24 protein-coding genes are annotated in these 19,560 nt (G+C 64.6%); 17 read left to right on the top strand and 7 right to left on the bottom strand.

Annotated elements, in window-relative coordinates:
• The first annotated feature begins 25 nt into the window (after positions 1-25).
• The 3 genes from NK8_RS00770 to rfaE2 all read left to right on the top strand — a co-directional run bounded on the left by NK8_RS00770 (position 26) and on the right by rfaE2 (position 2,921).
• Positions 26-1,027, top strand: a complete 1,002-nt coding sequence (locus NK8_RS00770; RefSeq protein WP_213226854.1) for a MerR family transcriptional regulator — start codon at positions 26-28, stop codon at positions 1,025-1,027.
• Positions 1,028-1,423: 396 nt separating this feature from the next.
• A complete protein-coding gene (locus NK8_RS00775) occupies positions 1,424-2,299 on the top strand; it encodes an acyl-ACP desaturase (protein ID WP_162064722.1) in 876 nt (291 codons plus the stop codon).
• 139 nt (positions 2,300-2,438) lie between these two features.
• Positions 2,439-2,921: a D-glycero-beta-D-manno-heptose 1-phosphate adenylyltransferase gene (gene rfaE2 / locus NK8_RS00780; protein WP_213226855.1), complete on the top strand. Its 483-nt coding sequence runs from the start codon at positions 2,439-2,441 to the stop codon at positions 2,919-2,921.
• Positions 2,922-2,936: 15 nt separating this feature from the next.
• Here the strand turns inward: rfaE2 and NK8_RS00785 are convergent, their stop codons facing one another.
• From NK8_RS00785 to NK8_RS00805, 5 genes are read right to left on the bottom strand one after another with little or no spacing between them, the layout of a single operon-like run.
• Positions 2,937-3,176 carry a hypothetical protein gene (locus NK8_RS00785; protein ID WP_061172637.1) on the bottom strand — a complete coding sequence of 80 codons (240 nt, stop codon included), beginning with the start codon at positions 3,174-3,176 and terminating at the stop codon, positions 2,937-2,939.
• 29 nt (positions 3,177-3,205) lie between these two features.
• Positions 3,206-4,027 carry a type III pantothenate kinase gene (locus tag NK8_RS00790; RefSeq protein ID WP_213226856.1) on the bottom strand — a complete coding sequence of 274 codons (822 nt, stop codon included), beginning with the start codon at positions 4,025-4,027 and terminating at the stop codon, positions 3,206-3,208.
• A complete protein-coding gene (locus NK8_RS00795; protein ID WP_213226857.1) occupies positions 4,024-4,911 on the bottom strand; it encodes a biotin--[acetyl-CoA-carboxylase] ligase in 888 nt (295 codons plus the stop codon). The genes NK8_RS00790 and NK8_RS00795 overlap by 4 nt, the downstream gene beginning before the upstream one ends.
• Positions 4,912-4,958: 47 nt before the next feature.
• Entirely contained in the window at positions 4,959-5,291 is a 333-nt protein-coding gene (locus NK8_RS00800; protein WP_213226858.1) for a helix-turn-helix transcriptional regulator, read from the bottom strand.
• The gene (locus NK8_RS00805) at positions 5,284-5,631 is read right to left on the bottom strand and encodes a type II toxin-antitoxin system RelE/ParE family toxin (protein ID WP_213228425.1); all 348 of its coding nucleotides are present in this window, start codon (positions 5,629-5,631) and stop codon (positions 5,284-5,286) included. The genes NK8_RS00800 and NK8_RS00805 overlap by 8 nt, the downstream gene beginning before the upstream one ends.
• A 185-nt stretch (positions 5,632-5,816) precedes the next feature.
• Here NK8_RS00805 and NK8_RS00810 point away from each other — a divergent pair, with 185 nt between their 5' ends.
• From NK8_RS00810 to NK8_RS00840, 7 genes are read left to right on the top strand one after another with little or no spacing between them, the layout of a single operon-like run.
• On the top strand, positions 5,817-6,944 hold the full coding sequence (locus tag NK8_RS00810; protein WP_162064727.1) for an ABC transporter permease: 1,128 nt from the start codon (positions 5,817-5,819) through the stop codon (positions 6,942-6,944).
• Positions 6,945-6,949: 5 nt separating this feature from the next.
• Positions 6,950-7,828, top strand: a complete 879-nt coding sequence (locus NK8_RS00815; RefSeq protein ID WP_162064728.1) for an ABC transporter ATP-binding protein — start codon at positions 6,950-6,952, stop codon at positions 7,826-7,828.
• 48 nt (positions 7,829-7,876) lie between these two features.
• Positions 7,877-8,836 (top strand): MlaD family protein, encoded by a 960-nt coding sequence (locus tag NK8_RS00820; RefSeq protein ID WP_162064729.1) that lies wholly within the window; start codon positions 7,877-7,879, stop codon positions 8,834-8,836.
• An 18-nt stretch (positions 8,837-8,854) separates the two neighbouring features.
• Entirely contained in the window at positions 8,855-9,478 is a 624-nt protein-coding gene (locus NK8_RS00825; RefSeq protein WP_213226859.1) for an ABC-type transport auxiliary lipoprotein family protein, read from the top strand.
• Between the two features lie 49 nt (positions 9,479-9,527).
• Positions 9,528-10,700, top strand: a complete 1,173-nt coding sequence (locus NK8_RS00830; protein ID WP_213226860.1) for a VanZ family protein — start codon at positions 9,528-9,530, stop codon at positions 10,698-10,700.
• Between the two features lie 57 nt (positions 10,701-10,757).
• A complete protein-coding gene (locus tag NK8_RS00835) occupies positions 10,758-11,087 on the top strand; it encodes a ferredoxin (protein WP_162064732.1) in 330 nt (109 codons plus the stop codon).
• A complete protein-coding gene (locus tag NK8_RS00840; RefSeq protein WP_213226861.1) occupies positions 11,084-11,710 on the top strand; it encodes an alpha/beta hydrolase in 627 nt (208 codons plus the stop codon). The genes NK8_RS00835 and NK8_RS00840 overlap by 4 nt, the downstream gene beginning before the upstream one ends.
• 50 nt (positions 11,711-11,760) lie before the next feature.
• Here the strand turns inward: NK8_RS00840 and NK8_RS00845 are convergent, their stop codons facing one another.
• Positions 11,761-12,006, bottom strand: a complete 246-nt coding sequence (locus NK8_RS00845) for a hypothetical protein (protein WP_162064734.1) — start codon at positions 12,004-12,006, stop codon at positions 11,761-11,763.
• 70 nt (positions 12,007-12,076) lie between these two features.
• On the opposite strand from NK8_RS00845, the gene NK8_RS00850 reads away from it, so the two are divergent.
• Genes NK8_RS00850 through NK8_RS00860 form a run of 3 tightly spaced genes read left to right on the top strand, consistent with a single transcriptional unit; the run spans position 12,077 to position 14,551 of the window.
• Positions 12,077-13,279: a D-alanyl-D-alanine carboxypeptidase family protein gene (locus NK8_RS00850; RefSeq protein ID WP_162064735.1), complete on the top strand. Its 1,203-nt coding sequence runs from the start codon at positions 12,077-12,079 to the stop codon at positions 13,277-13,279.
• A 28-nt stretch (positions 13,280-13,307) separates the two neighbouring features.
• A complete protein-coding gene (locus tag NK8_RS00855) occupies positions 13,308-14,219 on the top strand; it encodes a D-amino acid aminotransferase (RefSeq protein WP_213226862.1) in 912 nt (303 codons plus the stop codon).
• A gap of 23 nt (positions 14,220-14,242) precedes the next feature.
• On the top strand, positions 14,243-14,551 hold the full coding sequence (locus NK8_RS00860) for a DUF493 family protein (RefSeq protein ID WP_162064737.1): 309 nt from the start codon (positions 14,243-14,245) through the stop codon (positions 14,549-14,551).
• Here NK8_RS00860 and NK8_RS00865 read toward each other — a convergent pair.
• Entirely contained in the window at positions 14,535-15,488 is a 954-nt protein-coding gene (locus tag NK8_RS00865; RefSeq protein ID WP_213226863.1) for a transcriptional regulator GcvA, read from the bottom strand. The genes NK8_RS00860 and NK8_RS00865 overlap by 17 nt on opposite strands.
• A gap of 123 nt (positions 15,489-15,611) precedes the next feature.
• Between NK8_RS00865 and NK8_RS00870 the strand changes: the two genes are divergently transcribed.
• The 4 genes from NK8_RS00870 to NK8_RS00885 all read left to right on the top strand — a co-directional run bounded on the left by NK8_RS00870 (position 15,612) and on the right by NK8_RS00885 (position 19,534).
• Positions 15,612-15,938, top strand: a complete 327-nt coding sequence (locus NK8_RS00870; RefSeq protein ID WP_162064739.1) for a DUF2917 domain-containing protein — start codon at positions 15,612-15,614, stop codon at positions 15,936-15,938.
• An 83-nt stretch (positions 15,939-16,021) separates the two neighbouring features.
• Positions 16,022-16,804, top strand: coding sequence for a lipoyl(octanoyl) transferase LipB (gene lipB, locus NK8_RS00875; protein ID WP_162064740.1), 783 nt, complete (start codon positions 16,022-16,024; stop codon positions 16,802-16,804).
• Entirely contained in the window at positions 16,801-17,802 is a 1,002-nt protein-coding gene (gene lipA / locus NK8_RS00880) for a lipoyl synthase (protein ID WP_213226864.1), read from the top strand. The genes lipB and lipA overlap by 4 nt, the downstream gene beginning before the upstream one ends.
• A 442-nt stretch (positions 17,803-18,244) precedes the next feature.
• The gene (locus NK8_RS00885; protein WP_162064743.1) at positions 18,245-19,534 is read left to right on the top strand and encodes a dicarboxylate/amino acid:cation symporter; all 1,290 of its coding nucleotides are present in this window, start codon (positions 18,245-18,247) and stop codon (positions 19,532-19,534) included.
• The last annotated feature ends 26 nt before the right edge of the window (positions 19,535-19,560 follow it).

A 19,560-nucleotide genomic window follows, 5' to 3' on the forward strand; every position in this document is an offset into this window, starting at 1 on the left:
GTCTATGATTCCAATCGATCTGTCCATGACAAACTCATCAGAACAAGACTTCGATTCCGAACCGTTCTCGGCTGACGCGGAAACGCCGGAGCCCGCGCCACGGGCTGACGCGGCATCGGGCACGACGGGAATCGGCATTGGTGCGATCGCTCAGGAAATTGGTCTGACGAAGGACACATTGCGCGTCTGGGAACGCCGCTACGGTTTTCCGCAGCCGATGCGGACGGCGGGCGGCGAGCGGCTGTATCCGCAGGAACAGGTGACGAAGCTGCGGCTGGTCAAGCGCCTGCTGGATGCGGGACATCGCCCGAGCAAGGTGCTCGCGCAACCGATCGACCTGCTGCAGCAACTGGCCGAAAGCTCCGGCGTCGGACAGGATGCGCCGGACGTCGAGCTCGATCACCTGATTTCGCTGTTGCGCAAGAGCGCGTATGAAGAGTTTCGCTTCGGCCTGCTGAAGCGCGCCACGCGCGACGGGCTCGAACGCTTCGTGCTCGATGTCGCGGCGCCGCTGTCGGCGCGCGTCGGCAATGCATGGGCTGCGGGCACTTTGCAGGTCTATCACGAACATTTGTTCAGCGAAGCGATCCAGGCGTCGATGCGTACGCTCATGCGGCCACTCTCCGATGCCGTGCGTGGACGCGGCAGCCGGCCGCGCGTTCTGCTCACCACGCTATCGGGCGAAGGCCACGGCCTCGGCATCCTGATGGCCGAAGCGATGTTCACGCTCTCCGAATGCGAGTGCGTCCAGCTCGGCTTGCAGACGCCGCTGCACGATATCGTCGATGCCGTGGCGGCGCATAACGTCGATATCGTCGCGCTTTCCTTCACGGCGGTGCTGCCCGCGCAGGCCATCGCGAACGGGCTGACCGATCTGCGCAATCTGTTGCCACCGCACGTGCGGATCTGGGCGGGCGGCAGCAGTCCGGCGCTGCGCCGCAAGTTCAGCGACGGCATACAACACGTCGGCGGCTTGACGCCGATCGACGAAACTGTCGCGGATTGGCGTCAATCGGCCATGTTATGATCGATTGCGCTCGCTGCGGCGAGCATTGGCGCGCAAGTTCGCGGCGCATGCATATCGCATTGCTGTCACGCGAGCAGGGCATACTGCGCGGCCGGCGCCGTATCGGCGGCGGTCAAGGCGCCACTTGAACATACCTCAGGCACAGGTTTCGCTCCTCACCCACGGTAGAACAAGACGCACAACACGCAACATTTGCACGGGGAGTGCAGTGTTTCAGCGGGACGCGAGGCCATGCCGCCGCGCCCTATTTGCGCGCTCGTTGTCGTTTTTCGTCTTTGGCCGACCGAATCCCGCGTAAAATTGAAAGCTTGGCTGCTTGCATGCAAGCACTTACGCACGCGCCGGCCGAAAGTCAACACAGATATAACGTCGCATAAGTGGCATCAGGGGTGGACTATGAACACCATGCTTTATCCGGAACTTTATAAATCGCTGGAATCCGTCCGCTGGGATATGGAGAAGGATATCCCGTGGGACAAATTCGATGTTTCCCTGCTCACCGACGAGCAGGCCAAGACCATCAAGATGAACGCGATCACCGAATGGTCCGCTCTTCCCGCAACCGAGATGTTCCTGCGTGACAACCACCATGACAGCGATTTCTCCGCTTTCATGAGCGTGTGGTTCTTCGAGGAGCAGAAGCATTCGCTCGTGCTGATGGAGTATCTGCGGCGCTTCAAGCCCGACATGGTGCCGTCGGAAGAGGAATTGCACGCGGTGCGCTTCGAATTCGATCCCGCGCCGCCGCTGGAAACACTGATGCTGCACTTCTGCGGTGAGATCCGTCTGAACCACTGGTATCGCCGCGCGGCCGAGTGGCACACCGAACCGGTGATCAAGCACATCTACGAAACCATTTCGCGCGACGAAGCCCGCCACGGCGGCGCGTATCTGCGCTACATGAAGAAGGCGCTCACGAATGCAGGCGACACCGCGCGCGCGGCGTTCGCGAAGATCGGCGTGCTGATGGCGTCCGCGCGCCGCACGGAAAAACCGCTGCATCCGACCAACCTGCACGTGAATCAGGCGCTGTTTCCGCGCGACACCGTGCAGTCGCGCCTGCCCGATCCGGAATGGCTCGAACGCTGGCTGGACGACCAGATCCGCTTCGACGACAGTTGGGAAAAGAAGGTCGTCGAGCGCATTCTGCACAACCTGTCGATTCTGTTCGAGCGTTCGTTCGCGACCGCGCAGGAATTGAACCGCTATCGCAAGGAAGTGACGCAACGTCTGCAAGCGGCGCCGGGCGGAACGGCCGAGCAGCCGGCCTGAGGTTTCAGGCCGCAGGTTCTGACGATCGAACGGCCCGCCGGGTAAAACCGGCGGGCCGTTTGCATTTCATCGCTACCGATTCGCTTGCAGGGTGTCGTGGCACAATGCGCGCTTTCAGCACATCGCAACGAGCGCCGTCATGCCCGCTATTTTCGAACGCAAGATCATCACGCGCGAAGCGCTTGCCGCGCGCCGCTCCACGCTCGCCGGTCCGGTCGTATTCACGAACGGCGTCTTCGACATTCTTCATCGCGGCCACGTGACCTATCTCGCGGATGCGAAAGCGCTTGGCGCCACGCTCATCGTCGGCGTGAACAGCGATGCGTCCGTGCGTACGCTCGGCAAGGGCGACGACCGGCCGATCAATCGCGAGGACGATCGCATGGCGCTGCTCGCGGCACTGGAAAGCGTCGACTGGGTCGTGAAGTTCGAGGAATCGACACCGCTGCAACTGATCGAGGCCGTGCATCCCGATGTGCTCGTGAAGGGCGGCGACTACGACATGGACAAGCTCGCCGAATCGGCGCTCGTGCGCAGTTGGGGCGGCAAGGCGCTTGCCATCGCGTTCGAGCACGACCGGTCGACAACCGCGCTGCTCAGAAAGGTTCGCGCGCAGTCCTGACTGATCTGCGCCGGCTCACTGCCCGAGCGGCGCAGTCTGCACGTTGGCGGCCGGCGCCGGTCCGCCGACGCGCGGCTGATCGAACGATTCCTCCGGCCGGAGCGGACGCGTTGCGAGCGCTTCGGGATGCACTTGCTGCAAGAGATGGTACGGCTCGCGTGCGCCCGCCGCGGGCAGCGGACCGAACATGCCGCGCATGACCGCGAACATCAGCAAGTTGGCGAGAATCAGGAGGGCGATCAGCCAGCGCAGCATTCCTGGGCTCCGTCAATCAGGTAAGGGAATCAGGATGAATGGCGCGCCGTCGCGTCGCGCGCGATGAGCGCGAGGCCGGACAGCACGAGGGAATCGTGTCGAGTATGCGGCACGTCGAGCGCGCCCGCGATTTCATTCGCGGCGCCGCCGCCGAGCACGAGCCGGACGTCGGCATGCAAGTCCGCTTGCAGATCGTGCCACGCGCGCTCGATCAGACTCGCCTGTGCGAGCAGGCATCCGGACGACAGCGCGGCGGCCGTGTCGGTGGCGAAGAGGCTGCGCGTCTGACTCAGCGCTTCGCGTGCGGATGCGGCGTCGAGCGTCGGCAGTTGTGCGGTGTGGCTGCCGAGCGACTCCATCATCAGCGACCAGCCCGGCGCGATCAAACCGCCGATGAAGACGCCGTCGGCGCGCAGCGCTTCGAGCGTCGTCGCGGTGCCGAAGGTCGCGACGAGCAGATGCTCGCCCGGATAGGCAGCGCGCGCCGCGATCATGCCGGCCCAGCGATCGCTGCCGAGGCGCGTCGGATCGGCGTAGGTGTTGACCACGCCGCACTGTTCGGCGCGCGCGCGCACGACGGTGCGCGGCAACGATGGCCAGCGCGCGTCGATCAGTCGCTGGATGCGGTTCTGCACCGGCATGCCCGCGACGTTCGAAATCCACGCGCTCGCCGGCACGGGCAAAGCGGACCAGTCGCCGAGCGCGGCGTCGTCGGCGGCGGTCGAGTGATGCGCGTGCTCGAATGCGCCGTTGGTCAGCGACGCGCCGTGGGCATCGACGAGCGACCACTTGATGCGGCTGTTGCCCGCGTCGATGAGCAGATACGGCGCTTCATCGCCGGACGTTTTCACGGGCGTTCCCTTGCGAGGCGCAGCGTCAGTTCGCCGGTCGCGACGGCGCGCGGGCCTTCGGGTGCGTCGATCAGCAACTGGCCGCTGTCATCGACGCCTGCTGCGATGCCGCGCGTCACTTCCATGCCCTGATCGATCAACGCGACTTCGCGTCCTGCCCAGGCGTGCGCGTCGAGCCAGCGCTGGCGAAACGGCTTGAAGCCCTCGGCTTCGAAACGCGGCAGCGCGGCGTCGAGCGCGTTGAGGAGCGCGGCGAGAGCCTCGGTGAGATTGGCGTCGGGCCAGGCGCGTGCGAGCGCGGCCGGCGCGGCGGCGGGCGCGGATGACGCGGCGAGCCGATTCGCGTCGTCGACCTGCGCGGCGAGCTGTTCCGCGCCGTGCAGGTTCAGGCCGATGCCGATCACGACCGCCGTCGCGTCCGGCGTGTTCCACGCGGTTTCGATGAGAATGCCGGCGAGCTTGCCGTCATCGAGCAGGACGTCGTTCGGCCATTTCAACGCGGGTCGCGCCGATGGCGCGAGCGGCAGACGCGCGAGCGCATCGAGCACGGCGGTGCCGATGGCGAGACTCAGGCCCGACAATCCTTCGATCGGTCGCTTCAGCACGCAGCCAACCGACATCAGCAGCGCATTGCCCGGTTCGGCGAGCCACGCGCGGCCGCGCCGTCCGCGTCCTGCTGTTTGCGAATACACGATGCGGGCGACGGGCGCGGGCGTGCCGTCGCGCCGTGACGTGCGCAGTTGCGCCATCAGGTCCGCGTTCGTAGAGCCCGTTTCATCGACGATGTCGATGGTCCAGTCGCGAACGGGCCGCTCGGCGAGTGCCGCGAGCCGGGTGCGATCGATGCGCCAGGGCGCGTCGGGGGCGAAGGGGGAGGAGGTCATGGCGGGTATTGTAGCCGTGGGTTCGGCGAGCTACACCTGCCGGCGAGTCACACGAATGAGATCCGCAGTGTCTTGCCGCAGGCTGCTGCGTATTTGTGGAGCGTATCGAGCGAAGGTGAATGCTTTCCGCTGATCAGCGAGCCTTCGAGTCGCGCCACGGCCGACGCGGTCGTCTTCATGTGCTCGGCCACTTGCGCTTGCGTCAGACCTGCTTCCTTGCGCGCGCGAAGCAGCGCATCGAGCGCTTCGTACTTGGGACCCAGAGCGTCATATGCCGCCTTGAATTCCGGGTCGGCGAGCATGCGACGGGTGTCTTCGTCGGTGTGAGCGACCGGTTCATATCGCCGTTCCAGTTCGCGTTGCAGTCGGGTTTTAGCCATTTCTTTTCACCTCCTTCATTCGCTCTCGCGCAATTCGCAGTTCATCGTCGGGCGTTCGCCTGGTCTTCTTGACGAAGGCATGCAGCATGACGATCCGTCTGCCAATGGTCATGCAATAAAAGACGCGGCCCACGCCTTCCTTACCGTGTGGCCGGAGTTCGAACAGTCCTTTCCCCATCGATTTTGAATGGGGCATTCGCAAATTCGCACCGTGGATTTTCATGAGATCCACCAGCCGCCAGTAGTCCGAGCGAATTCCGGCCGGCAGGTCGTAAATTTCATCGCGAAGTTGTTCGTCGAAGTACGTTATGGTCCAACCGTGGTCATAAGATGTTAGCATATTTGCTATGTTGCTCAAGGATGCGAAGCACCTCAGTCTTCTCGATCCTGTGACTCTGCGGAATCCAGCCATTGGATATAAGCCGATATCCAGATGCAGCACGCACCACCATCCCCGCGCCCCCGCTACACACTTCGCTACAATGTCCTCTCCCCATTAACCGCGTCTCATCGCGCCATCGATCCTTGGACTTCGACACGCCGCCGCGCCTACGGGTGGAAGCTGGTCAGCAGGGCAAGGTGGTCCGGCTCTCGGGCCAGTGGACCGCGCTCGCGCTCGCCCGCGACCGCGCGAAGAGCGGCGTCACGCGGCGGCTGCGCGCCATCGGGCGCGAAGCGATCAGCCAGTGGGATCTGCTGTCCGTCGAGCGGCTCGATCACGTCGGCGGACAGGCGCTCTGGCGCGTCTGGGGCCGCAAGATGCCCGCGACCATCGCGCTGTCCGACACTCAGCGCGAAATCTTCGAGCGCGTCGCGCTGCTCGATGCCGAGCGCGAGGAACCCGAGCCCGTCGATCGCGTCGATCCGGTCACGCGCCTCGGTCAGCTGATCTTCACGTTCTTCGATCATCTCTACGGCGGCCTCGCACTGTTCGGCGGCTTCATGCTCGATCTCTTCGGGCTCGTTCGGCGTCCGCAGCGAATCCCGTGGACGGAAATCTCCGCGAACATCTATAGCGCCGGCGCGCAGGCGCTCGCGATCACCGCGCTCGTCGCGTTCCTGATCGGCATCGTGCTGAGCTATCTGTCCGCGCAACAGTTGCAGGCGTTCGGCGCGAACCAGTACATCGTGAACATTCTCGGGCTGTCCGTGATCCGCGAACTCGGGCCGGTGCTCTCCGCGATTCTCGTCGCCGGGCGCTCGGGCTCCGCGATCACCGCGCAGATCGGCGTGATGCGCGTCACCGAGGAACTCGACGCGATGCAGGTCATGGGCATTCCGCACGGCCTGCGGCTCGTGCTGCCGCGCGTGATCGCGCTCGGCATCGCGATGCCGCTGCTCGTCATGTGGACCAACATCGTCGCGTTGACGGGCGGCGCGCTCGCGGCGAAGCTCGTGCTGTCCATCGACATGAACTTCTTCATTCGCTCGCTGCCGTCGGTCGTGCCGATCGCGAATCTGTGGATCGGGCTCGGCAAGGGCGTCGTGTTCGGTATGCTGATCGCGCTCGCCGCGTGTCATTTCGGCTTCCGCATCAAGGCGAATTCGCAGAGTCTCGGCGAAGGCACGACGACCTCCGTCGTCACGTCGATCACCATCGTCATTCTCGCGGACGCCGTGTTCGCGATCCTGTTCCAGAACGTCGGGCTCTGACCGCCATGTCGACCACGCTCGCCACCGCCGTGCGCCACCAGCCGCCGCCCGTCATCGCGGAACCGGTGATCGAAGTGCGCGATCTCACCAAGCGCTACGGACGCACGGTGATCCACGAGCATCTGAATCTGGACGTCCGGCGCGGCGAGATCGTCGCGCTCCTGGGCGGTTCCGGCTCGGGCAAGACCACGCTCGTGCGGCAGATGCTCGGGCTGGAATCGCCGAGCTCGGGCACCATCCGCGTGCTCGGCGAGGAATGGGCGAACATGGACGAAGAAACCGCGAAGATGCTGCGCACGCGCTCCGGCATGATGTTCCAGCAGGGCGCGCTGTTCTCGTCGCTGACCGTGTATGACAACATCGCGCAGCCGTTTCGCGAACTCGGCAAGATTCCCGAGGATCTGATCCGCGAGTTCGTGATGCTGAAGCTCGAAATGGTCGGGCTGTCGTGCAAGCACGCGAGCAAGATGCCATCCGCGCTGTCGGGCGGGATGGTCAAGCGCGTGGGCATCGCGCGGGCGATCGCGCTCGAGCCCGAACTGCTGTTTCTCGACGAACCCACCGCCGGTCTCGATCCCAAGGCGTCGGACGAATTCGTCGATCTGATCGCGACGCTGCATCGCGCGCTCGGGCTGACCGTTGTGCTGGTCACGCACGATCTCGATACGATGGTCGCGCTTTCCACGCGCGTCGCCGTGCTGGCGGAGCGGCGCGTGCTGGTCGCCGCGCCCGTGGAGGAAGCGTGCGCGGTGGACCATCCGTTCATCCGCGAGTATTTTCTCGGACGGCGCGGGCGGCGCGCGTTGCAGGCCCTGCCGCCCGAGCGTCGCGCGAAGCTGCCGCCGGCCGCGCTCGAGGACGCGCCGATCACCGTCAACAAATAGCCGCACGACGCGCCGCCGACGCCGCCAGGAAGTCAAAGGAACCCGCCGATGGAAAACAAATCACATGCGTTCTGGACTGGGCTTTTCACGATCGCCCTCGTGCTGGCCATCGCGTTCGCCGTGTTCTTCTTCAACGTGGATCGCACCGTGCGCGTGCCGTACGATCTGATCGCCCGCACCAATGTCACCGGGCTGTTCACGGACGCGGCCGTGCGCTATCGCGGCCTGGGCGTCGGCAAGGTGCAGTCGATCAGTTTCGACAAGTCGCATCCGGGGCAGATCCGCATCCGCATTCTGGTCGATAAAAACGCGCCCATGACGCATTCCACCTATGCGACGCTCGGCTTTCAGGGCGTGACGGGCATCGCGTTCGTGCAGCTCGACGACACGGGCAAGGACACGGAAGCGCTGGCGTCGTCGCCGCAGCACATCGCCGAAGTGCCGATGCGCCCGGGCCTGTTCGAGCAGTTGCAGCAGCGCGGCGACGTGATCCTGCGCAAGTTCGAGCGCCTCGCGGACGACGCCGACAAGTTCCTCTCCGACGACGTGCGCGATCAGCTCCTGGCGACCACGAAGAGCCTGCAGGGCGCAGCCGACGGCATCGCGACGCTCGCGAGCCAGGTCCAGCCCGCCACGGCGCAGTTACCGCAGACGCTCAAGCAGATCAACACCACGCTCGCGTCCACCAATCAACTCGTGCAGAACCTGAATCGTCCGGACGGCCCGTTGTTCACCAATCTGAACAAGGCGGGCAAGGCCGCGGAAGACGCGGGCGCGGCGCTCGCCGACATGAACGAGTCGCTGCGCTTCGTGACCGCGCGCGTCGGCTTCGAGGCGCTGCCGCGCTTCTACTCGTTCAGCGACGACGTGAGCGCGGCTGCCCGCTCGGTCGATCGCGCCGCCGACACCTTCAGCACCAATCCGCGCAGCGTGCTCTTCGGCGCGCCGCAGAAGGAGCCGGGACCGGGCGAGCCGGGCTTCACGTGGCCCGCGAAAGCCGCGCATTGATCGAATCGAGAGAACGACATGGCAAAGATCGACATGAAAGGAGCGGCCGCGGCGTTGGCACTCGCCTGCGTCACGATGCTCGCGGGCTGCGGGTCGACCTCGACCGCGATGCCGGACGCGCATTACGACCTCGGCGCGACGCCTGTGACCAGCGCTGCCAACGGGTTGCCGACGCCGCCGGTGAAGGTGCTCGCGGTGGGCGCGCCGCGCAATCTCGAAACCGATGCGTTCGTGTATCGCCTGAGCTATGTCGATGCGCAGCGCACCGGCAGCTATTCGAACAGCCACTGGACGATGCCGCCCGCGCAACTCCTGACGCAGCGTCTGCGCGAAGCGCTCGCGGCGCGCGGCCCGATTCTCTCGGGCGCCGATCCGGTGCGCGCCGTGCCGCTGCTCGAAGTCGAGCTGACGGGTTTCGAACAGGTCTTCGACGCGCCCGAGCAAAGCCACGGCCTCGTATCCGTGCGCGCGACGCTCACGCAGCAGGGCCGCGTGGTCGGCCAGCGCAGCTTCACCGCGAGCGCGCCTGCGGCGAGCGCCGACGCGTCCGGCGGCGCGCGGGCGCTCGCTGCCGCATCGGACGATGTGATCGCGCAACTTTCCGCGTGGCTCGCCGCACAACCGCTGACCGCATCGCGATGACCTTCGGCAGTTTCATTAACCGCCCAGCAAGGAGGCGCCCGGGCGGCTCATGACGATCAAGCAATGGCAGCGCCGCCCGTCGGCGTTTTCCCGGCAGGCGCTCGCCGCGTACGCGGCGCTCGTCGTGTATGGCTCGCTCTATCCGTTCTCCGGCTGGCGTTCGCTGGGTCTGAGCCCGTTCGCGTACCTCCTCGATCCGCTGCCGCAATACCTGACCGCCTTCGATGTCGTCACCAACGTGCTCGGCTACATGCCGCTCGGCGTGTTGATCGTGCTCGCGCTGTATCCGCGCTTTCGCGGCACGCTCGCCGTCGGTGCGGCGCTCTTCGGCGGCGCGCTGCTCTCCGGCACGATGGAGGCGATTCAGACGTATTTGCCTACACGCGTCGCCTCCAATCTCGATCTCGCCGCCAATGCGTTCGGCGCGCTTCTGGGCGGCGTGCTGATCGCGCCCGCGACGAGCGCGCTGCTCGACCGGGGCGTGCTGCGGCGCATCCGCTTCACGTGGTTCGAGCGCGATGCGGCGTATGTCATCGGACTGTCGGCGCTGTGGCCGTTCGCGGCGATGTTCCCCGCGCCCTATCTGTTCGGCGGCGGCGATCTGCCGCGCGTGCTGTGGGACGAGCTCGACCCGTCGATGCAGGACGCGATTCTCGCGTGGACGCCCGCGCCATGGGACGTCGAAAGCTGGCCGGACCGGCTCGGCGCGCTCTTGCCCGACGACGCGTGGGAAGCGCTCATCACCTCGACGGCGCTCTTTGCGGCGCTCGTGCTCGCGACGCTGCTCACGCGCAAGCGCGCGCCGCGCATGCGGCTGATGCTCGGTCTCATCGCGATCACGCTCTTCGCGAAAGCGGGCGCGACCTTTCTGCAATCGCGCGCGGGCCTGACCTTCGACTGGGCGACCGACGGCGCGCTCGAAGGCATCGCGCTCGCGACGCTCGCGGGCGTGCTGTCGGTGTCGCTGCCGCGCGGCTTGCGGGCGGCGCTCGCGGGCGCGGCGCTGGTCCTCTCGCTCGCGCTCGTCAATCTGCTGCCGGTGAATCCGTATTTCGACATCGTGCTCGCCGACTGGCGGCAAGGGCGCTATCTGCATTTCAACGGGCTTGCGCACTGGCTCGCGTGGGTGTGGCCGTACGCGGCGCTCGGCTGGCTCGCATCGGCGGCGGAGCGCGCGTGGCTCGCGCGGCGGCGCGCGAGACGGGCCAGCGGCGCGGGGTGAGGGCGGGCACGAACATCGCTCGCTATAATCGACCGACACTTCTCATCGCACCCGCTCATGGATTCCTTCTACAAGTACCACGTGTTTTTCTGCCTGAATCAGCGCGACGCCGACGCGCCGCGCCCGAGCTGCGCGAACTGCAACGCGCAGGCCATGCAGGAGCACGCGAAGAAGCGCGTGAAGCAACTGGGCCTCGCGGGCGACGGCAAGGTGCGAATCAACAAGGCCGGTTGTCTCGACCGCTGCGAGCTGGGGCCGGTGGTCGTCGTGTATCCGGAAGGCACCTGGTACACGTATATCGATGAAACCGACATCGACGAAATCGTCGATTCGCATCTGGCCAACGGCAAAATCGTCGAACGTCTTCTGATCGATCAACCGGCATGAACGCGCAAACCGAAAAATTCCTGATCGACGGGCCGGTCGGCAAGATCGAATGCGCGCTCGACCGTCCTGAAGCAACGCCGCGCGGCATCGCGCTGGTGGCGCATCCGCATCCGCTCTTCGGCGGCACGATGGACAACAAGGTCGCGCAGACGCTCGCGCGCACCATGGTCCAGTTGGGCTACGTGACGTACCGCTCGAATTTTCGCGGCGTCGGCGCGACGGGCGGCGAGCATGACAACGGCATCGGCGAACAGGACGACCTGCTCGCGCTGATCGACCACATGCGCGCGCAACCCGGCCACGCCGACGTGCCGATCGTGCTCGCGGGCTTTTCGTTCGGCACCTTCGTGCTGTCGCACGTCGCGAAGCGCATGCTTGATGCGGGCAAGGACATCGAGCGCATGGTGTTCGTCGGCACGGCGGCGAGCCGCTGGGAAGTCGCGCCCGTGCCCGACACCACGCTCGTGATCCACGGCGAAGTGGACGAGACCGTGCCGATTCAATCCGTGTACGACTGGGCGCGGCCGCAGGAATTGCCTGTGGTCGTGATTCCGGGCGGCGAGCACTTCTTCCATCGCAAGCTGCATATTCTCAAGCGCGTGATCGTCGACGCATGGCGCTGAGCCGCTTCTCGATCGATCGGTAAAACCGGCTAAGCGTCGCCTGAAAAACGTTAAAACGGGCGTGAACCACGCAGATACAAAGGAAATCGGACGCGGCCCACGCGTATAATAGCGCAGAATTTTTTTGCTGCTTCAGACCGCGCGAAGCTGTAGTCGAGCATCTCGCGGTCATCGAAACCCGGCTTCCGAGAACCGTTTTCGCGTCCGTCTGTCGAACGAGCGCTTTTTGCCGCGGCGCCGCGCGCGCCGCTGTCATGGCGAAAAGCCCGACCAGCAGCGACGGTCTGCCCGTTCAACCCGTGCTCCGCCGATCTGCCGATCCCTGATCGCCGTCGTCGCAGCCTGCTTTTTCCGCCGATCGATCCTATGCGCTTTGTCCCTTCCGGCCTGTCTCTTCCTTCTGTTTCCGTTTCCGCCAAAGCCGCTTTCGTTCTGCCTGCCGTGCTGGCGGCAGCAAGCGCTTTCGCTCAGGTTCCGCCGCCCGACGTGACCGCGCGTTCGTGGGTGCTCGTCGACGCCACCAGCAATCAGGTGCTCGCGTCCGGCAATCCCGATGAGCGCGTCGAACCGGCGTCGCTCACCAAGCTGATGACCGCGTATCTCGTCTTCGACGCGCTGAAGTCGAAGAAGATCAACATGGATCAGACCGTCATGCCGAGCGAGGCCGTGCGCCGCGTACGCACCGACGAGTCGCGCATGTTCATCGAGGCGAACAAGCCGGTGACCGTCCACGATCTCGTGTACGGCATGATCGTGCAGTCGGGCAACGACGCGGCCATCGCGCTCGCGGAGCTCGTCGGCGGTAGCGAGGGCAACTTCGTGACGCTGATGAACGCGGCGGCGAAGCGTATCGGCATGAAGCACACGAATTTCGCCGATGTGAACGGCATGCCCGATCCGCAGCATTACACGACCGCCGGCGATCTCGCCGTGCTGTCCACGCGGCTGATCCGCGACTTCCCCGAGTACTACAGCATCTTCTCGGTGAAGGATTTCACGTACAACAAGATCAAGCAGCCGAACCGCAACCGCCTGCTGTGGCTCGATCCGACCGTCGATGGTCTCAAGACCGGCCACACCAAGGCCGCGGGCTACTGCCTGATCGCCACCGCGCAGCGTCCGCTCGCCGGCATGCCGGACGCGAAACGCCGTCTCGTCGCCGTGATGATGGGCGAGCCGAAAGAGCACAATCGCGTGCAGGACAGCCTGAAGATGCTGAACTACGGCTACACCGCGTACGACGCGCTGCGCCTGTACAAGGCGGATCAGGTGGTCGATTCGCCGCGCGTGTACAAGGGCACGGCCGACAGCGTGCAGGCGGGCGTCACGACCGACCAGTACATCACCGTGCCGAAGGGCCTGGGCGAGAAGGTCAAGCCGACCGTCACGCACAGCGACCTGCTCGTCGCGCCGATCAAGAAGGGCCAGCAGATCGGCACCGTCAAGATGATGGCGGACGGCAAGGAAGTCGCGCAGTTCCCGCTCGTCGCGCTGCAGGACGTGCCGGAAGCCGGTATCTTTGGCCGCCTGTGGGATTCGGCCCTGTTGTGGTGGCAAAAGCGCAAGTAATTCGAGTGTCTGAAAAGGAGCGGTTGCGATGAGTCAAGCCGAAGTTTTCGATCCGACGGTCTACCTGAACGGCGAGTGGGGGCCGCTTTCCGAAGCGCGCATTCCCGTGCTCGACCGCGGGTTCATCTTCGGCGACGGCGTGTATGAAGTCGTGCCGCTCTACGCGCAGGCCGATGGCGCGCGCCTGCCGTTTCGCCTGCAGCAGCATCTCGCGCGGCTCAATCGCAGTCTCGGCAAGATCCGCATCGACAATCCGTTCGACGAAGCCGGCTGGCGCGCGCTGATCGACCGCGTGATTCAGGAAAACGCCGGCAACGGCGACGCGCTCGTCTACATTCAGGTCACGCGCGGCGTCGCGAAGCGGCGCGGGCATGCGTTTCCGGCGGGCATCACGCCGACCGTGTTCCTCATGCTCGGCCAGCTCGTGTTTCCGAGCGTGGCGGATCGCGCGCGCGGCGCGGTGGCGGTGACCGCCGAAGACAAGCGCTGGCTGCATTGCGACATCAAATCAGTGTCGCTGCTCGGCAACGTGCTGATGGCGCAGCACGCCGCCGAAAACGACGCGCTCGAAACCATCCAGTTGCGCGACGGTTTGCTGACGGAAGGTTCGTCGTCGAACGTGTGGGTCGTGAAGGGCGGCACGCTGCTCGGCGCGCCGCGCGGACCGCGCATTCTGGAGGGCATCCGCTACGGGCTCATCGAGGAACTGGCGCGCGAAGCAGGCATTGCGTTCGAGGAACGCGACATCACCGAAGCCGAATTGCGTTCGGCCGACGAAATCATGATCAGCTCCGCGACCAAGGAAGTCATGCCGATCACGACGCTCGACGGAAAAAGCGTCGGCGACGGCGCCCCCGGTCCGGTCTATGCTGCACTGTACGAAGCCTACCAGCGGGCCAAGGCGCGTGAATTCGCGCAAGAGGCCACGCGCGCCCGATGACGCGCGAAGTGAAGGAGAAAGCCATGTCCGACAAGCCGCAACCTACCGATCCGACCGATTCCGCCGCTCACAGCGCCGACGAACTGTTCGACTTCCCCTGTGATTTCCCGATCAAGGTGATGGGCAAGTCGCATCCGGAATTTCACGACACGATCGTCGACGTGCTCAAGGCCTTCGACAAGGATTTCGACGCATCGCGTGTCGAAACCCGGCCGTCGTCCGGCGGCAATTACACGGGCCTCACGTGTACCGTGCGCGCGCAGAATCGCGCGCATCTCGACGATATCTATCGCGCGCTCACCGGCCATCCGATGGTCAAGGTAGTGCTCTGAGCTTGCCCGCGGGCGCATCGCACACCGCCGGCGTGCGCTCGTAGAGCAGCCTGAACTGCTCGGCTTCCTCGAAGACCCATTCCCTGAAAGCCTGCACGCGCTTGGTCTGAAGCAGCGCTGTGGGGCACACGAAGTAGTACTTCCACGGACTCGGGCCGTCGACATTGAACAGCCGCACGAGCCGTCCCGCACCGATTTCCTGCATCGAGAGCGAGCGGCGCACGAGCGCGATGCCCTGACCATCGATGGCCGCCTGCAGCAGATTCGACGAATCCTCATACAGAACGCCGCGCCTGGGTTCCTCGATGTCGGTGAGTCCGGCCGCGTCGAACCACGGGCGCCAACGTTCATCTTCCGAGCGCAAGAGCGGCAGATTCGCCAGATCGCGCGGTGTCCGTGGCAACTCGCCGCCGCGAAAATTCGGCGCGCACGCGGGGAAGAACACCTCGTCGAGCAATTCCTCCGAGTGCAGGCCCGCGTACTTGCCAAAACCGAAGCGGATCGCGACATCCACGTCGTCGCGGTTGAAGTCGGTGAGCGCGTTCGTCGACAGCAATTCGAGATCGATTTCCGGATGCTTTTCGATAAACCTGCCGACGCGCGTCGTCAGCCAGCGCGCCGAAAACGACGACAGCATCGACACGATCAGCCGCCGGTCGCGATCGCCGGAACGGATGCGGCGCGTCGATTCCGCCAGCGCGACGAGCGCCGCGCGCACTTCCGCCGCGTACTGCCTGCCGCGATCGGTGAGGCGCACGCGTTTGCCGTCGCGCGCGAACAGCGACACGCCGAGCTCGGCCTCCAGCGCGCGAATCTGATGACTGACCGCGCCGTGCGTGACGAAAAGTTCGTCGGCGGCGCGGGAAAAGCTCTCGTGACGGGCGGCGGCCTCGAAGGCGCGCAACGCATTCAGGGCGGGAAGTTGTCGGAGGTCCATGTGGATTGTCGGCGTTGTCGTTGTCAATACAGCTCACATAGCGATGAAAATTGATCGTTTTGCCAGATGCCTTGCCACGCCTAGGATTGTAGTCATCGAAACGTTCCTTTGGCGGAGTGGATCATGCGAGAAATATCAACAAGCGTCACGTTCGAAATCAAGCCCGGCGAAACCGTGCCGATGCGAATCGCGCGCGGCACGCGCCTGATGGTTCACGGCAACCCGGTCTGGGCGACGCGCAGCAACGACATCGAGGATTACTGGCTCGTTCCCGGCGACAAGCTCAAGCTGCGCGAGCGCGAGCGGCTCTGGCTCTCCGTCGAGGGCGACCGGCCGGCCTATGTCGTCTTCACGATCCTGCCGCGCTGCGACGAACGCGCGATGCACTGGCTTTCGACGGGCATCGAGCGCCTGGCTCAGCGTTTTCGCTCCGGATGGCGCGTGGTCTGACTTCAACTATTCGAATTTGCCATCGAAGGCATGCAAATTCACCATCGGCGGGCATGGGTCGATTTCGGTAAACTACCGGCACCATGTCCGCCACACCGCTCGCCGTCCCACAGGCAATCCACGACGCATCCGACACCGTGCTCAGTTCCGGTGAGTTTCCGGTCGCGTTGCGCTGGCGCGGCCGCGAGCCGTACGGCCAGAGCTTCGACGCGATGCGCGCCTTCACCGACGCCCGCACGCCCGAGACGCAGGACGAAATCTGGCTCGTCGAGCATCCGCCCGTCTTCACGCTGGGCCTCGCGGGCGATCCCGCCCATTTGCTGCTCGCCGGGAGCGGCATTCCGCTCGTCAAGGTAGATCGAGGCGGGCAGATCACGTATCACGGGCCGGGGCAGATCGTCGCTTATCTTCTGATCGATTTGCGTAGGCGCAAGCTGATGGTGCGCGAGCTGGTGCGCCGCATCGAAGAGGCCGTGATCGAAACCCTTGCGACGTATAATCTCGCGACCGACCGCAAGCCTGGCGCGCCCGGCATCTATGTCGCCGGACCGTCCGCGCGGCAGGCGGACCGCGGCGCGAACGTTCGTTTGCACGAATTGCATCAGGGCGCGAAGATCGCCGCGCTCGGACTCAAGATTCGCAACGGCTGCAGCTATCACGGCGTGAGCCTGAATGTGAACATGGACCTGCAGCCGTTCCTCGCCATCAACCCGTGCGGCTACGCGGGGCTCGAAACAGTCGACATGGCGACGCTCGGCGTCGCAGCCGACTGGCGCGACGTAGCTCTCGTGCTGGCCGAACGGCTGGCACTTCAAATCGGCGGCCTCCCCGCAATTGCCGCTGCAACAACCGGATCGACCGAATGACTGACGCAACCGCAAACCTGGCTGGCGAACCCGCCGCTTCTGCTTCGTCGCCCACCGCTTACGACGCCACTGCCAAGCAGAAGGCGCAAGCGAAGACGTCGCGCATTCCGATCAAGGTCATCCCGATCGAGAAGCTGAAGAAGCCGGAATGGATCCGCGTACGCACGGCGACGGGCAATTCGCGCTTCAACGAGATCAAGCAGATCCTGCGCGAGCACAATCTGCATACGGTTTGCGAGGAAGCGAGCTGTCCGAACATCGGCGAATGTTTCGGCAAAGGCACCGCGACGTTCATGATCATGGGCGACAAGTGCACGCGCCGCTGCCCGTTCTGCGACGTCGGCCACGGCCGCCCCGATCCGCTCGATGCGGAAGAGCCGCTGAATCTCGCGCGCACGATCGGCGCGCTGAAGCTGAAGTATGTGGTGATCACGTCGGTGGACCGCGACGATCTGCGCGATGGCGGCGCGGCGCATTTCGTCGAGTGCATCCGTCACGTTCGCGAGCATTCGCCGGAAACGCGCATCGAGATCCTGACGCCGGACTTCCGCGGCCGGCTGGATCGCGCGATCGGCATCCTGACCGCCGCTCCGCCCGATGTGATGAACCACAATCTGGAAACGGTGCCGCGTCTCTACAAGGAAGCGCGTCCGGGTTCGGATTACCACCATTCACTGAAGTTGCTGAAGGACTTCAAGGCACTGCATCCGGAAGTCGCGACGAAGTCGGGCCTGATGGTCGGTCTCGGCGAAACGGAAGAGGAAATCCTGCAGGTGATGCGCGATCTGCGCGCGCACGACGTGGACATGCTGACGATCGGTCAGTATCTGCAGCCGTCGGAGCACCATCTGCCGGTGCGCGCTTATGTGCATCCGGATACGTTCAAGATGTACGAGGAAGAGGCGTACAAGATGGGCTTCACGCATGCGGCGGTCGGCGCGATGGTGCGGTCGAGCTATCACGCGGATCTGCAGGCGCATGGGGCGGGGGTGGTTTGAGCGGTTTTGCGCTGGCTCTGCTTCCGGGAAAAACCCACGGAATATCGTGGGTTTTTTTTCGAACGCCTGTGCCCGGGGCCGCAACCCCGTCCAGATCACCGGACATCCCCATTCCGGATTTCCGGAAACTCAGATTCCGCCTACCCGCGCATCAAAAAATACCGCGACAAATCAGAGGCTTAAAAAGATCTCAAGCTGGCATCGCCCTTGCACTATAAACGGCACGGCCCGCGAGCCGCCCATAATATTCAAGGAGACAAACCGATGACCCCTCTCGCATCCAAACGTCCCTGAATCCGTCGACGAAGCGGCTAACGCTTTCGCGGCGCGATTCGGCGTGCGCGTCCCACAGACTTACCGTGCACGGCAGAAACGCTCCCGCGCGCCAAGGCTCGCCGCTGGCTGACCTTCCGCCAACCGCTTGTTACTGTCTGGAACCATCGTGAAAAAACCTCTTTATAAAGTCCTGTACGTGCAGGTGATCGTGGCCATCATCATCGGCATCGCGCTCGGGCACTTCTATCCGGCTCTCGCCGCGGACATGAAGCCGCTCGGCGACGGGTTCATCAAACTCATCAAGATGGTGATCGGGCCGATCATCTTCTGTACCGTCGTGACCGGCATCGCCGGGATGGAGGACATGAAGAAGGTCGGACGCGTCGGCGGCAAGGCGCTGCTTTACTTCGAAGTCGTATCGACGTTCGCGCTGATCCTCGGCCTCGCCGCGACGCACATCCTGCGGCCCGGCGTCGGCTTCAACGTCGATCCGGCCACGCTCGATCACAAGGCCGTCGACTCGTTCGCGACCAAGGCGCACGGCCAGAGCACGGTCGACTTCTTCCTGCACCTGATCCCGGACACGCTGGTTTCGGCATTCGCGCAAGGTGAAATCCTGCAGATCCTGCTGATCGCGCTGCTGTTCGGCTCGGTGCTCGCGCATATCGGCGAGCGCGGCAAGGTGGTGACGACGTTCATCGAAGGTCTGTCGAGCATCCTGTTCGGCATGGTCGGCATCATCACCAAGCTCGCCCCGATCGGCGCGTTCGGCGCGATGGCGTTCACCATCGGCAAGTACGGCATCGGCTCGCTGCTCCCGATGCTCAAGCTCATCGGCACGTTCTATCTGACCTCGATCATCTTCGTCGTCTTCGTGCTCGGCGCGATCGCGCGCATGGTCGGCTTCTCGATCCTGAAATTCGTCGCGTACATCAAGGAAGAGATGCTGATCGTGCTCGGCACGAGCTCGTCGGAAGCCGCGCTGCCGCAACTGATGCTCAAGCTCGAAAAGCTCGGCTGCTCGCGCTCGGTCGTGGGTCTCGTCGTGCCGACCGGCTACTCGTTCAATCTCGACGGCACCAACATCTACATGACGATGGCCGTGCTCTTCATCGCGCAGGCGACCAACACCGATCTCACGTGGGGCCAGCAGCTGACGCTGCTCGCGGTGACCATGCTCACGTCGAAGGGCGCGAGCGGGGTGACGGGCGCGGGCTTCATCACGCTGGCGGCGACGCTGGCCGTGGTGCCGACGATTCCGCTCGCGGGCATGGTGCTGATTCTCGGCATCGACCGCTTCATGTCGGAATGCCGCGCGCTGACGAACATCGTTGGCAACGGCGTGGCGACGGTCGTCGTGTCGGCGTGGGAGAAGGAGCTGGATCGCAGCAAGCTGAAAGCGGCGTTGTCGCGCGATGTCGACGTGACCGATACCGAAGAAGCGAAGTCGGTCTAAACGCGTTCGGCATCCGGACACGCGAT

Origin of the sequence: Caballeronia sp. NK8, assembly GCF_018408855.1 — a bacterium.
Lineage (GTDB): Bacteria > Pseudomonadota > Gammaproteobacteria > Burkholderiales > Burkholderiaceae > Caballeronia.

What these genes read in the sequence shown, in the direction of transcription:
- NK8_RS00770 (WP_213226854.1), top strand. Translation starts at nt 26, where the DNA reads ATGACAAACTCATCAGAACAAGACTTCGATTCCGAACCGTTCTCGGCT.
- NK8_RS00775 (WP_162064722.1), top strand. Translation starts at nt 1,424, where the DNA reads ATGAACACCATGCTTTATCCGGAACTTTATAAATCGCTGGAATCCGTC.
- rfaE2 (WP_213226855.1), top strand. Translation starts at nt 2,439, where the DNA reads ATGCCCGCTATTTTCGAACGCAAGATCATCACGCGCGAAGCGCTTGCC.
- NK8_RS00785 (WP_061172637.1), bottom strand. Translation starts at nt 3,176, where the DNA reads ATGCTGCGCTGGCTGATCGCCCTCCTGATTCTCGCCAACTTGCTGATG.
- NK8_RS00795 (WP_213226857.1), bottom strand. Translation starts at nt 4,911, where the DNA reads ATGACCTCCTCCCCCTTCGCCCCCGACGCGCCCTGGCGCATCGATCGC.
- NK8_RS00800 (WP_213226858.1), bottom strand. Translation starts at nt 5,291, where the DNA reads ATGGCTAAAACCCGACTGCAACGCGAACTGGAACGGCGATATGAACCG.
- NK8_RS00805 (WP_213228425.1), bottom strand. Translation starts at nt 5,631, where the DNA reads ATGCTAACATCTTATGACCACGGTTGGACCATAACGTACTTCGACGAA.
- NK8_RS00815 (WP_162064728.1), top strand. Translation starts at nt 6,950, where the DNA reads ATGTCGACCACGCTCGCCACCGCCGTGCGCCACCAGCCGCCGCCCGTC.
- NK8_RS00820 (WP_162064729.1), top strand. Translation starts at nt 7,877, where the DNA reads ATGGAAAACAAATCACATGCGTTCTGGACTGGGCTTTTCACGATCGCC.
- NK8_RS00825 (WP_213226859.1), top strand. Translation starts at nt 8,855, where the DNA reads ATGGCAAAGATCGACATGAAAGGAGCGGCCGCGGCGTTGGCACTCGCC.
- NK8_RS00830 (WP_213226860.1), top strand. Translation starts at nt 9,528, where the DNA reads ATGACGATCAAGCAATGGCAGCGCCGCCCGTCGGCGTTTTCCCGGCAG.
- NK8_RS00835 (WP_162064732.1), top strand. Translation starts at nt 10,758, where the DNA reads ATGGATTCCTTCTACAAGTACCACGTGTTTTTCTGCCTGAATCAGCGC.
- NK8_RS00840 (WP_213226861.1), top strand. Translation starts at nt 11,084, where the DNA reads ATGAACGCGCAAACCGAAAAATTCCTGATCGACGGGCCGGTCGGCAAG.
- NK8_RS00850 (WP_162064735.1), top strand. Translation starts at nt 12,077, where the DNA reads ATGCGCTTTGTCCCTTCCGGCCTGTCTCTTCCTTCTGTTTCCGTTTCC.
- NK8_RS00855 (WP_213226862.1), top strand. Translation starts at nt 13,308, where the DNA reads ATGAGTCAAGCCGAAGTTTTCGATCCGACGGTCTACCTGAACGGCGAG.
- NK8_RS00860 (WP_162064737.1), top strand. Translation starts at nt 14,243, where the DNA reads ATGTCCGACAAGCCGCAACCTACCGATCCGACCGATTCCGCCGCTCAC.
- NK8_RS00865 (WP_213226863.1), bottom strand. Translation starts at nt 15,488, where the DNA reads ATGGACCTCCGACAACTTCCCGCCCTGAATGCGTTGCGCGCCTTCGAG.
- NK8_RS00870 (WP_162064739.1), top strand. Translation starts at nt 15,612, where the DNA reads ATGCGAGAAATATCAACAAGCGTCACGTTCGAAATCAAGCCCGGCGAA.
- lipB (WP_162064740.1), top strand. Translation starts at nt 16,022, where the DNA reads ATGTCCGCCACACCGCTCGCCGTCCCACAGGCAATCCACGACGCATCC.
- lipA (WP_213226864.1), top strand. Translation starts at nt 16,801, where the DNA reads ATGACTGACGCAACCGCAAACCTGGCTGGCGAACCCGCCGCTTCTGCT.